This is a genomic window from Bacteroides sp. GM023 (assembly GCF_014750685.1).
Taxonomy (GTDB): Bacteria; Bacteroidota; Bacteroidia; order Bacteroidales; family Bacteroidaceae; genus Bacteroides.
The window spans coordinates 1,062,468-1,075,146 of the sequence record NZ_JAAXGE010000002.1; the positions used below are offsets into that span (position 1 = coordinate 1,062,468).

Genomic DNA, 12,679 nt, shown 5'->3' on the forward strand with positions numbered 1-12,679 from the left:
TAAAAAAGAAAGGGGAAACGCCGGTAAACGGTGAATCCCCTTTTCTGTTTTTGCCTATCAGTTTATTCCGCAGTCAATTCAATCACACGGCTGAAAGCCTGGTTTGTGGTGAACGCATGGATTCCCACTTTCATCAGATAATCTCCTGAATATGTTTTTTCGTTGGCATCCAGGTTCGATTTCCTATTCGGCATCAAATTGATTTCTTTCACCTTATACATTTTCCTGGCATCCAATCCCTGTAATTTTACAGGAAGCAGCTTCTCTCCATAGCGCGGATGAATATCGTATGTATAAAGAACGGCCTTATTCTTGTCCGGTGCCGCATACATCACAGACATATGGTTGCCGTCATAAGGAGAAACCAGTCTGTATTGGTCACCGTCTAAAATTACTTTTTTCAGACGTGTCCAGTTGGCAACTGCGTCTTGGCAATAAGTCAGTTCGTCTGCGTTCAGTTCTTTCAGCCCGAGGTCGAAGCCTAATTTGCACATACTCGCTACGTCCGTACGGAACTTTACACTTGTCTTTTTATTCCAGCTCGTCACGTGTGCGCACATCGCTTTTGCCGGGAAGATTTGTGAAAATCCCCATTGGATAAACAGACGTTCTATCGGGTCGGTATTATCGCTGCACCAAAATTCCGTATAGTATTTTAACGCTTCATAGTCACAACGTGCGCCACCACCGGAGCAAAGCATCATCGGCGTATTGGGATATTTCTCCTTTACACGTTTCAGCACATTGTAAATGCCACGTACGTGGTCGATATAAAGCTGTCCCTGCTTGTTCTTCAGATAAGGAGAATAAATATTCGTAATCGGAGAGTTACAATCCCATTTGAAGAAAGCTACTTCAGGATTCTCAGTCAGGATATTATCCACTACACCGAAAACAAAATCCTGTACTTTCGGATTACTGAGGTCGAGCACCAACTGATTACGATAGTAATAAGTTTCACGGTTGGGCAGCGTGATAGCCCAGTCAGGGTGTTTCTCGAACAGTTCACTTTTCGGATTCACCATTTCCGGTTCAATCCAGATGCCGAATTTCACTCCGGCTTCCTTGGCAGATTTTACGAGCGCGGGAATACCGCCGGGGAGTTTGGATTTCATCACTTCCCAGTCACCCAGTCCGGCATTATCACTGTTGCGCGGGTGCTTGTTTCCAAACCAGCCATCGTCCAGCAAGAACATATCCACGCCGAGATGTTTGGCTTCCTTCATTAGTTCGGAGAGTAATTCTTCGTTGAACTTGAAGTAGGTATTTTCCCAGTTGTTCAACAGAGTGAGACGGTCACCCTGTCCGTCTTTCAATTGGTGGTTGCGTGCCCAGGCATGGAGATTGCGGCTGGCTTCGCCTGTGCCGTTATTGCTGAAAGTGAACATAAATTCGGGAGTCGTAAATACTTCGTTCGCTTTCAATTCATAATCAGAGGCATAAGGATTGATAGCCGGGATTACACGGAGATTGCCTACATTGTCCACTTCAAAAGTAAACTGGAAATTTCCTGTCCATCCGATAGTACCCAGCATCACACGTCCCTGTGTTTCCTGTGCCGGTTGCTCGATACCGAGTTCGAAGAACGGATGCGTGTGCATGGCGGCACGGCTTCCGAGCTTGGTGTCGATTACTTTCTTACCGAATCGTAGCGGCTGTGTGCTCATCTGTGCCTCTTTCGCCCAGTCACTGCTGAACTCAGTCAGATAATATTCATTTGCGGAGAAATAGAGCATGGTGGAAGCATAACGCCATAAAGTGACCGGCTTCTTTTCATTATGCTTTATTTCACTCCATGTTTTGATAACGTTCTCTTTCGGATAAGCGATATAATGCAAAGTCACTTCTACCGGATATTGGTCGTCTTTCAGACGGATGATTGTTTCCGTTCCGCCTGCGACTGCTTTCTGTTCGGAAGATACATAACGGAGGATGGTGCTCGGATTGCCATCACTGTGCGTAATAGCTACGGCAGGTTCAAAGTAATCCTCTGCGCCGGAGCCCGGATATACTTCCCAGCCACGGGTAGATACGCTTCCGTCGGTACCGCCTTTCACATAAGGGGAGAAATTGTCGATGTCACGTTCGTTCAGTAACTTATCGCCGAGATAAGCCTGATAAAGGCGTCCGTTCGGAGCCACTTGAAGGATTAAATCCGTGTTGTCCGTTGCGATGCGGATTACATTCTGTTCTTGTGCGTTCACTTGCGTAAGCGTGAACAATGCCAGTAGCAATGCAAATAGTTTCTTCATGGTTTTTAATAATAATTATTCGGTATTAGTTAGTTTGCGGGTATAAGTATGTCACAAAGATAATGATAATTTGTCATGTATAAACGACTATCCGGTTTGCGGGGATAAAGATAGGTGGCAGAAGAGTAAGTCGCTATACACGATTATGTCAAGATGTGCAAGAAATGTTTCAAATGCCTGTGAAGCCGTTTTGGTGCGACATTTGTAGCATCCGTTGCAATAAATGTTTCATCCCTCCTGTGCATTTTGCGCAAAAAGACCTATATTTGTCGCTATCTAATATCCGTGTATGAAAAGTAAACTGTTGCTTTTTCTCTTCTCTGTCTGTTTCTTCCTTCCGGTCATTGCCGTGGCGGGACACTATAATTTCATTCGAGTAGACGGTGCGGCCGGTCTTTCGAACAGCCATGTCAAATCCATCATTCAAGACAGCTACGGTTTTATTTGGCTGGGTACACGCAATGGACTCAATCGTTACGACGGTGTCTCCATGAAACTCTACCATTGTTACGATGAGACTTTGAAGCAGGGAAACCAGGTCGTTTCAGCCCTTTTTGAGGATAATCAACGGCAGTTATGGGTCGGAACGGACGACGGCGTCTATATTCAAAACCTTGCTACGGGCAAATTTTCTTTCTTCGATGCCCGTACAGAGAAAGGGGAACAAATCAAGAATCACTGGATTGAAGATATACTGGCAGACCATTCGGGAAATATTTGGGTGAACGCCCCTAATCAGGGAGTCTTCCGTTATCACGTGGAAACAGGGAAACTGTTCCGTTACATCCCTTGTCCGAGTAAAGATAAAAGCAGGAACTTTCCCCAGTCTATCTGCATAGATAAAGACGGCACAGTATGGGTGGGTACATACGGAGCAGGTATCTACCGTTATAATCCAGGTCAGGATAACTTCGTACCTTATGCCACGGAAGCACTCAAAGGAGATTTCATTTTTACTCTGTGCGACTATGGCGATGAACTGATTGTCGGGGTGCACGAAGAATCATTGAAACGGTTTAATAAAAAGACGGGTGAAGTCAGCCTGTTTCCCGCACCGGAAGTATATCGTAAAATAATCCGCTATGCTGTCTGCTACGGAGACGAGCTTTGGATAGGAACTCAAAACGGTGTCTATATCATCAACGAAAAACGGAACAACGTGCAGCATATTCCCGCGAATGCCGGAGAAACCTATGGACTTGGCGATGCCATTGTCGACAAAATCTACCGTGACCATGAAGGCGGAATGTGGATTTGTACGCAATTCGGCGGAGCCAGCTACTTACCTGTCCGTACACTCGATTTCTCTGTTCACCTTCCGGGTGCTCCCGGCACTGTCTGCGGACGGCGAATCAGTGAGATGGCAGAAGGAAAAGACGGTAAGATATGGGTTACAACCCAGGATGGCGGCGTCTGTTATTGGAACCCGGAAATGCGAGCCTTTACAAAAATCCCCGAATCTCCCGACCGTCAGAATGTGTTAAGTCTCTTTGTCTCGGAAGACTTGATTGGTGCAGGCTATTTCAAAGGCGGAGTCGACTGGATTATTCCAAACCTTGCATCTTCCGCTTCTGCCAAAAATACTTTTCAGGGACAAGTGCAAATCTGTTATCCCGACCGGCTCGGTATCAGCGAAGGTTCCGTGTTTGCCCTTTACCGTGACCGTCAGGGAGTGATTTGGCTGGGTGACGGCTGGAATATCTTCCGCTCTGCGGATAAAGGGAGAACCTTTCAGAAAATGGAGCAGTTCGGCTACGCCTATATGCGCGATATTCTCGAAGATAAAACCGGAAATATATGGGTAGCGACTATGGGTAGCGGAATCTTCAGATATAATTCACAAACGGGTGATGTTATTAGTTACAAACACATACCGGGCGACAGCACTTCCATCAGCACCAATGAAGCGACAGGGATTTCGGAAGATAGCAAAGGCTTCCTCTGGTTTTCTACAGACCGTGGCGGACTGATGCGTTTCAATCCCGAAACCGGGCACTTCCGCACATACACCAAAGCGGACGGCCTGCCTGACAATGTTACCTACAAAGCCGTAGAAGACAAGCAGCACCGCATTTGGTTTGGCACAGACCACGGACTGGTTTGCCTGTATCCCGAAACGGACAGCCTGCACGTCTTTACCCGAAACGACGGATTGCCTGATAATCAATTTAACTATAAATCCGCCCTGGCAGCCAGTGACGGCACTATTTGGATGGGAACCATCAACGGGCTTGTCTCTTTCAACCCACAAACAATCCGCCGGAATACATTTGTCCCTCCGGTATATATCACCGGCATGCGCGTACAAGGTAGCGAGACTCCTTTCACGTCAGACGACGTACGCCTGCCTTACCGTTCCAACGTCAGCTTTGACTTTGTTGCCCTGAGCTATACCTCCCCGGGTGCAAACCGCTACGCTTACAAAATGGAAGGCATCGACAAAGACTGGAATTATACATCCGATACACATACAGCCTCGTATGCCCAACTCCCGCCGGGCGACTATCTCTTCCGTGTGCGTGGCAGTAACAACGATGCTGTCTGGAATCCGCAGGAAACCACTCTGCCGATACATATTCTTCCCCCTTGGTGGCGTACCGTATGGGCTTACCTTATTTATATAGTTCTCCTGTCCGGTAGCTTTGTACTTGCTCTCCGCACATATCGCCGCAGGGAAGTGCAAAAGATTCGCGAACAGCAACTGCTCTCCGAACTGGCACGCGAACGCGAATCCCACCGTACACATGAAATGTTCATCAATCAGATTACCTATGGTGCCTGTACTCCGCAAGGTGATGCAATGTCCCGTTCGGATGAACAGCTAATGTCCCAACTGATAGCCAAAGTGCGTGAGAACCTTTCCGATGCCAACTATAATGTAGAAGCATTGGCAACCGCCATGAACATGTCCCGTTCCAGCCTGCACCGCAAGATTAAGGCATTGACCGACCTTTCCTCGCTCGACTTTATCCGCGTCATCCGATTGAAGCATGCGGCGGAACTACTTCAGGAAGGAGAACTGCGTATCAATGAAATCTGTGAAAGGGTAGGCTTCCAGTCACCTTCTTACTTTGCCAAAGTATTCCAAAAGCAGTTTGGAGTGACTCCTACGGAGTTTGCTCAAAAGAACAGATAGAAGGTTTGAAGATAACTAATAAGGAATAAATGAATCTACCTATACGCCTGTAAATTAATCGCTTAGAGTTTCCTGCAATTTCCATGTAAGGAAACTCCAGTTTCTCGCCTTGGATACTGTCGTTTCCATACGAGGACACGCGCGTTCCCCAGTATGGAAACTGGCGTTTCTCTACGGGGAAACGAAACTGCCTTATATTATAAAAAATGTTATCCATTGCATGACATTTGAACGAAGGAACGTTTAATAAGAAACAGGTAACTAAAACCATTAGAATGAAGATGATTAAAGAATTTATTAAAAAGAACTGGCTCACATTGGCGGGAATACTCATAGGAGCCATCGGAGGATATTTGTATTGGAGATACGTAGGTTGTACAACAGGTACATGTCCTATCACCTCTTCGCCGGTAAACAGTTCCCTTTGGGGTGCTGTGATGGGTGGATTGCTCCTGAATCTATTCAAGCCGGGCAATACTGCCAAGAAAGTGGATTGACAAGCCGTGCGGATGGTGAACAACTTCTCCATGTCCGGTGTTAATCGCGCTGAAGATAACGCATTAATAACCTAAAAAATGAGAACAATGAAAAAATCTATTCTTGCTTCCTTTCTATTGATGGGATTGTTGCTCTTTGCTTCCTGTTCGGGAGCACACGGAAGTAAACAAACACCCGCACCGGATACGGATTCAACCGGGAAAGAGCAATCTGCCCCTATTCATCTGACCCGTGCGGAATTTCTGAAAAAGGTAGTTGATTACGAAACGAGCGCTAAGGAATTTAAGTACTTGGGTGATAAACCTGCGATTATTGATTTCTATGCTGATTGGTGCGCTCCCTGTAAAAAGATGGCTCCGGCACTTGATGAATTGTCTAAGGAGTATGCCGGCAAAATTTATATCTACAAAGTAGATGTTGACAGCGAACAAGACCTCGCGGGTGCTTTCGGTATCCAAAGTCTTCCTACAATTTGGTTTGTACCCATGAAAGGGGAGCCGCAAATGAGCGTAGGCGCCATGTCCAAGGAACAGTTAAAGGATTATATTGATAAAGTCCTTTTAAAGTGATATAAGTTGATAATCAGTAAGACGGTCTTATTTCTTCACAGGAACTAAGACCGTTTTTTTAATAATCATCTCCATTTATGGATGAAGCCATGTTACTTCCTGAAATAAACGTTGCCTATGAAGGTGGACTTATTAAGACTGCGGAACTGGATTCAATGAGATACCATCTGATTACGATGGGGTAATTGTATAGAAACCCGCCAATAAGACAAGCAAAAACAAACGACTTATTCATTCGGAACTATGTGCGAAAGATTGTTCCTTTCAGAGTCGAAAATTCTTTCTTCTTTACTTGCTTTTTCCGATTGATTTCCATACTTTTAGCGACTGTAAACCCTTTAATAATTTTGAATCTATGGATAACATTCTTTTCTGGTTGGTTCCAGTCGCTTCCGTGTTAGCCCTCTGTTTTGCTTATTACTTTCATAAGCAAATGATGAAAGAGAGTGAAGGTACACCCCAAATGATAAAAATAGCCGCTGCCGTGCGCAAGGGGGCTATGTCTTATCTGAAACAACAGTACAAAATAGTAGGTTGTGTATTCCTGGGATTGGTTATTTTGTTTTCGATAATGGCTTATGGCTTTCATGTACAGAACGCATGGGTGCCCATTGCTTTCCTGACGGGTGGTTTCTTCTCCGGTCTTTCCGGTTTCCTTGGAATGAAAACGGCCACGTATGCTTCGGCACGTACCGCCAATGCAGCCCGTAACTCACTAAACGCCGGACTAAGAATCGCTTTCCGAAGCGGTGCGGTGATGGGACTGGTGGTTGTCGGCCTTGGTTTGCTTGATATTTCTTTTTGGTATCTGTTGCTGAATGCAGTAATTCCTGCCGATGCACTGACACCTACCCATAAACTCTGCGTGATTACGACTACGATGCTGACTTTCGGTATGGGAGCTTCCACACAAGCACTCTTTGCCCGTGTGGGTGGTGGTATCTATACAAAAGCCGCTGACGTCGGAGCCGACCTGGTAGGTAAGGTAGAGGCCGGAATCCCGGAAGATGACCCGCGCAATCCTGCTACTATTGCCGATAATGTCGGTGATAATGTCGGTGACGTAGCCGGTATGGGAGCCGATTTATACGAATCTTATTGCGGTTCAATCCTGGCAACGGCTGCATTGGGTGCTGCCGCCTTTATCCATTCGGCAGATACGGTGATGCAGTTCAAAGCTGTGATTGCTCCGATGTTGATTGCGGCTGTCGGCATTATCCTTTCTATTATAGGTATATTTGCTGTCCGTACCAAAGAGAATGCAACGATGAAAGATCTGCTCGGTTCGTTGGCTTTTGGTACAAATCTCAGTTCGGTACTTATCGTGGCCGCTACCTTCCTTATATTATGGCTCTTGCAACTTGATAACTGGATTTTGATTTCTTGTGCCGTAGTAGTCGGCTTGTTAGTCGGTATCGTAATCGGACGCTCCACTGAATATTATACTTCCCAATCCTATCGCCCCACGCAGAAATTGAGTGAAAGCGGTAAGACCGGCCCTGCTACGGTCATTATCTCCGGTATCGGTTTAGGTATGCTTTCTACAGCTATCCCTGTAGTTGCTGTGGTAGTAGGTATCATTGCTTCCTATTTATTAGCTTCCGGCGGTGATTTTGCCAATGTCGGTATGGGATTGTATGGAATCGGTATTGCTGCTGTCGGTATGCTTTCTACATTGGGAATCACACTGGCTACGGATGCTTATGGCCCGATTGCCGACAATGCAGGTGGTAATGCTGAAATGTCCGGCTTGGGTGCCGAAGTTCGCAAGCGTACCGATGCACTCGATTCATTGGGTAATACGACTGCTGCCACCGGAAAAGGTTTTGCAATCGGTTCTGCCGCATTGACCGGACTGGCTTTGCTGGCATCCTATATTGAGGAAATTCGAATCGGCCTGGCACGTCTCGGAAATGTGAACCTGACCCTTCCGGACGGAAGTCCCTTTAACGTGGCGAATGCGACCTTTACAGACTTCATGAATTTTTATGAAGTGAACCTGATGAATCCGAAAGTGCTTGCAGGTATGTTCCTCGGTTCGATGATGGCTTTCCTGTTCTGCGGTTTGACAATGAATGCGGTTGGACGTGCGGCAGGACATATGGTAGACGAAGTGCGCCGCCAATTCCGTGAAATTAAAGGTATCCTGACAGGCGAGACGGAACCGGATTACGAACGTTGTGTTGAAATCTCGACAAAGGGTGCGCAGCGTGAAATGGTTGTTCCTTCCCTCATTGCTATTGTCGCCCCTATCCTTACAGGGCTTATCTTTGGTGTCCCCGGTGTGCTTGGCTTGTTAATCGGTGGTTTGAGTAGCGGTTTCGTTTTGGCTATTTTTATGGCCAATGCCGGTGGTGCATGGGATAACGCAAAGAAGTATGTAGAAGAAGGCAACTTCGGTGGCAAAGGTAGTGAAGTTCATAAGGCAACCGTAGTAGGTGACACGGTAGGCGACCCGTTCAAGGATACATCCGGCCCCAGCTTGAATATCCTGATAAAGCTTATGAGCATGGTAGCCATCGTGATGGCAGGACTTACTGTCGCCTGGAGTTTATTCTAAGAAGTGAGAAAGAAATAAGAAATTACCAAGAAAAAGGAGACAAAAAGCAAGTCTCCTTTTTTTATTTCCTTTACCTTTGTGCCTGAATAAAAACGATAAAGATGTTATTACCTTATTTAAATGAGAATCTGATTGAAGCAGGATGCGACGAAGCAGGTCGTGGCTGTCTGGCAGGTGCGGTATATGCCGCTGCGGTTATTCTTCCGAAAGATTTTAAGAATGAGTTGTTGAATGACTCCAAGCAACTGACGGAGAAACAGCGCTACGCACTGCGTGAGGTAATAGAAAAAGAAGCCATCGCCTGGGCGGTTGGCGTTGTCTCACCCGAAGAAATAGATGAGATAAATATCCTGCGTGCTTCTTTCCTGGCTATGCACCGTGCTGTCGACCAGTTGACTACCCGCCCGCAGCATCTGCTAATTGATGGAAACCGTTTCAATAAATACCCCGATATCCCCCACACTACAGTAATAAAGGGAGATGGAAAGTATCTTTCAATAGCCGCCGCTTCTATTTTAGCCAAAACATACAGGGACGATTATATGAACCGTCTTCACGAAGAATTTCCATCTTACGACTGGGACCATAATAAAGGTTATCCAACTAAAAAACACCGTGCCGCCATCGCCGAACATGGTACAACTCCCTATCACCGAATGACATTCAATCTATTAGGTGACGGGCAGCTAACTTTGGACTTATAAACCGGCTTTATTTTCTCGAAATCTATATTTTCTACATTTTTTTGCAGAATAAGCACGATTTTGTTACGTATAACCTTCATTTTGTCCTGTTTGGGTTGAAAAAGTGTTGTTTTGTGCTTTTAATTGTTATTAAAATGCTATATATTTGCAAACGGTAACAAGAATTAAAAAGTTTAAAATCATGGCAACAAACAAGCTATTATGCTCTACTAAGTTAATTGGGGTATTTTCTATCATGTTGATTTGCGCTCTTTCTGCAAATGCACAGTTCCTGCGTACTTCTTATTTTATGGAAGGGACGCACTATCGTCAACAACTGAATCCGGCTTTGACACCGACTAAGGGGTATTTCAACCTTCCGGTTATTGGTGCTATAAATGCAACAGTTGGTTCTACTTCATTAGGTTATCAGGATATTATTGATATCATTGATGATGGTGATGATTTCTATAAAAGTACAGATTTCATGAACCGTCTGAAAGATAATAATAAAATGAATGTGAACTTCAGTACAGAGATTCTTTCTGCCGGATGGTACAAAGGAAAAAACTTCTGGTCATTCAATGTTGGTCTTCGTGCAGATATCGGTGCGAACCTGACTAAGAATATGTTTACTTTCTTGAATGAGATGGATGCAATAGAAGATAATTGGAGAAACAGTAATTATGATATTAGCAACCAGCAATTGGATATTAATGCTTACGCTGAAGTTGGTTTGGGGCTTTCACGTCAGATAAACAGTCGTTTGACAGTAGGTGCTAGAGTGAAAGCTTTGTTGGGTATCGGTAATATGAAGTTGAAGCTTAATAATGTGGCAATGAACGCGAGTTTGCCTAGCGATGCTCGTATTAGTCAGTTGCAAGACCCTGCATATTTGTCCGGTTTGAATGCTGCGGATATTACGAAGTTAAGAAATGAAATTAATAACTATCACGCTAATTTGGCAGTAGATGCTCATCTGGAAAGTTCTTTCAAGGGATTGAATTTGAAAAAAGAAGATGGACAGGACTATATTAGTGATTTCGACTTTGAGAGTAAGGATATGGGAATCGCTGGTTATGGTTTTGGTATTGACCTGGGAGCATCTTACAAGATTATGGATAATCTGACTGTATCTGCTTCTATTTTGGATTTGGGATTCATCTCATGGTCGAAAGGTAGTACTCAAATAGCTAATGCTAATGCAGCAGGTATTGATATGAAGGGAAGTAACTATACATCAGGTATTGACCCTAATGATATCCCTGGAAGTATTGTTGCTATTGAAAATAATATTAAGAATTTGCAGACAGATGCCAATGGATACATGGAACGTGTTAGCGGTGGTGACGTACTCGATTACGAAATGCTGCAACTTAGAACGGAAGAGGCAAGTAAGTCTCGCAAATCTCGTTTGGCTTCCACATTAGTATTGGGTGCTGAATATGGCTTATTCGAAAATAAATTGGGAGTTGGCGTATTGTCTACAACCCGTTTCGTACAGCCGGATGCACTTACTGAATTAACATTCTCTGCAAACTATCGTCCGAAAAGCTGGTTTAATGTAGCACTTAGTTACTCAGTTATTCAGTCGGCAGGTAAATCATTCGGTCTGGGTCTGAAATTAGGTCCGGTATTCCTCGGAACCGACTATATGTTCTTAGGAAAGAATTCTAACTCTGTGAATGGATTCGTTGGAGTTTCTATTCCATTGGGTGGAAAAAAAGAAAACAAACAAGGATAAAATAAAATTTAATTTCTCTCTCTAAACATTCTCTTTTAATTAATTCTCTATTGAAGTAAAAACGTATAATTTCAGCCTATCATCTGCGACTAGATGATAGGCTGTCTTTTTTGTATTTAAAACCACTTGATTTTTTTGAATATCACGAACGCCAATGTTGACAATCCGATAGAGAATAATACAATCAGAGAAAAAGCGAAAGGAACCTCTTCCAAATGAATATCCACATTCATACCATAGAAGCTGGCAATCAATGTCGGAAGCATCAAGACTATTGATAAGCTAGTCATACGCTTCATGATAGTATTCACATTATTCGAGATAATGGAAGCAAAAGCATCCATTGTCCCCGTGAGGATATCGCTATAAATATTTACGGTATTAAGTGCCTGTTTCAATTCGATAATCACATCCTCTACCAGTTCCTTATCCAAAAAATCGGTATCTTGGAATATCGTTTTCAGTTTACCAATCATCACTTCGTTTCCCCGAATAGAAGTGTTGAAGTACACCAGTGTTTTCTGTAATCTCATCAGGCGAAGCAGGTCTTCGTTACGAATACTACGCTCCAACTCCTTTTCTGCGGCACTGATATCCAAATTGATTTGTTTCAGATATTTCAGGAACCATACAGCAGAAGAGTAGATAAGCCGGAAAATTAAATCGAGCTTATTACGTACAACAATTCCTTTTCTGCGGGTATGTTCAATAAAATCCGGTAATAAATCAGTGTTATGATAACAAACCGATACGATAATTTCATTGTTCGTGATAATGCCAATCGGAACAGTACCGAAAGGCAGACTGCCGTTCTGCTTGTTCTGCACGGGAATACGTAGAATGGTGAGCAACCAGTTACCTTCCGTGTCCGTACGCGGACGTTCGTCCGTATCGGCTATGTCGTCAAGAAATGATTCGGGAACATTGAGCGTTTTGGTCAGAAATTCAAAGTCATCATCATTCGGGCATACTATGTTTACCCAGCTGTTAGGAAGCCATTGTGTTTTTTCCACAAAGCCAGCTTCACAATAAAGATACGTTCTCATCTTATTGTCTCCTTTCGTTGTTTAGCACGAGCAGAGACACCAGTTTGCAATGACTCTGTTCGCTTTAATTAATACTAGTTGTGCACGTTCGCGGGTTTGAATCGTCCATATTTCTATGATTTTAATTTAAAAGCGGTGCAAAGGTACGGAAAATCGAGCTGGCTTCCATCCTTTTGCACCGCTTTTTTATA

At 44.2% G+C, this 12,679-nt stretch carries 8 protein-coding genes; 6 read left to right on the top strand and 2 right to left on the bottom strand.

All coding sequences use genetic code 11. The features are described from left to right. Positions 1-62 precede the first annotated feature (62 nt). Positions 63-2,252, bottom strand: a complete 2,190-nt coding sequence (locus tag HC965_RS06485; protein ID WP_191030688.1) for an alpha-galactosidase — start codon at positions 2,250-2,252, stop codon at positions 63-65. Between the two features lie 289 nt (positions 2,253-2,541). Between HC965_RS06485 and HC965_RS06490 the strand changes: the two genes are divergently transcribed. The 6 genes from HC965_RS06490 (at position 2,542) to HC965_RS06515 (ending at position 11,442) form a co-directional block, all read left to right on the top strand. Further along, positions 2,542-5,388 (top strand): two-component regulator propeller domain-containing protein, encoded by a 2,847-nt coding sequence (locus HC965_RS06490; RefSeq protein WP_191030689.1) that lies wholly within the window; start codon positions 2,542-2,544, stop codon positions 5,386-5,388. Positions 5,389-5,669: 281 nt separating this feature from the next. After that, positions 5,670-5,885: a DUF6132 family protein gene (locus HC965_RS06495; protein WP_191030748.1), complete on the top strand. Its 216-nt coding sequence runs from the start codon at positions 5,670-5,672 to the stop codon at positions 5,883-5,885. An 87-nt stretch (positions 5,886-5,972) separates the two neighbouring features. Next, positions 5,973-6,455, top strand: coding sequence for a thioredoxin (gene trxA, locus HC965_RS06500; RefSeq protein WP_191030690.1), 483 nt, complete (start codon positions 5,973-5,975; stop codon positions 6,453-6,455). Positions 6,456-6,810: 355 nt separating this feature from the next. Continuing rightward, entirely contained in the window at positions 6,811-9,015 is a 2,205-nt protein-coding gene (locus tag HC965_RS06505; RefSeq protein WP_191030691.1) for a sodium-translocating pyrophosphatase, read from the top strand. 101 nt (positions 9,016-9,116) lie between these two features. Further along, on the top strand, positions 9,117-9,719 hold the full coding sequence (locus HC965_RS06510; protein WP_191030692.1) for a ribonuclease HII: 603 nt from the start codon (positions 9,117-9,119) through the stop codon (positions 9,717-9,719). Positions 9,720-9,900: 181 nt separating this feature from the next. Next, positions 9,901-11,442 (top strand): DUF5723 family protein, encoded by a 1,542-nt coding sequence (locus tag HC965_RS06515; protein WP_191030693.1) that lies wholly within the window; start codon positions 9,901-9,903, stop codon positions 11,440-11,442. A 116-nt stretch (positions 11,443-11,558) separates the two neighbouring features. Here HC965_RS06515 and HC965_RS06520 read toward each other — a convergent pair whose 3' ends face one another. After that, positions 11,559-12,488 (bottom strand): magnesium transporter CorA family protein, encoded by a 930-nt coding sequence (locus HC965_RS06520; RefSeq protein WP_191030694.1) that lies wholly within the window; start codon positions 12,486-12,488, stop codon positions 11,559-11,561. Between the last annotated feature and the right edge of the window lie 191 nt (positions 12,489-12,679).

Coding starts and splice junctions, on each gene's coding strand:
- HC965_RS06510 (WP_191030692.1), top strand. CDS start 9,117: ATGTTATTACCTTATTTAAATGAGAATCTGATTGAAGCAGGATGCGAC.
- HC965_RS06495 (WP_191030748.1), top strand. CDS start 5,670: ATGATTAAAGAATTTATTAAAAAGAACTGGCTCACATTGGCGGGAATA.
- HC965_RS06520 (WP_191030694.1), bottom strand. CDS start 12,488: ATGAGAACGTATCTTTATTGTGAAGCTGGCTTTGTGGAAAAAACACAA.
- HC965_RS06515 (WP_191030693.1), top strand. CDS start 9,901: ATGGCAACAAACAAGCTATTATGCTCTACTAAGTTAATTGGGGTATTT.
- HC965_RS06505 (WP_191030691.1), top strand. CDS start 6,811: ATGGATAACATTCTTTTCTGGTTGGTTCCAGTCGCTTCCGTGTTAGCC.
- HC965_RS06490 (WP_191030689.1), top strand. CDS start 2,542: ATGAAAAGTAAACTGTTGCTTTTTCTCTTCTCTGTCTGTTTCTTCCTT.
- HC965_RS06485 (WP_191030688.1), bottom strand. CDS start 2,252: ATGAAGAAACTATTTGCATTGCTACTGGCATTGTTCACGCTTACGCAA.
- trxA (WP_191030690.1), top strand. CDS start 5,973: ATGAAAAAATCTATTCTTGCTTCCTTTCTATTGATGGGATTGTTGCTC.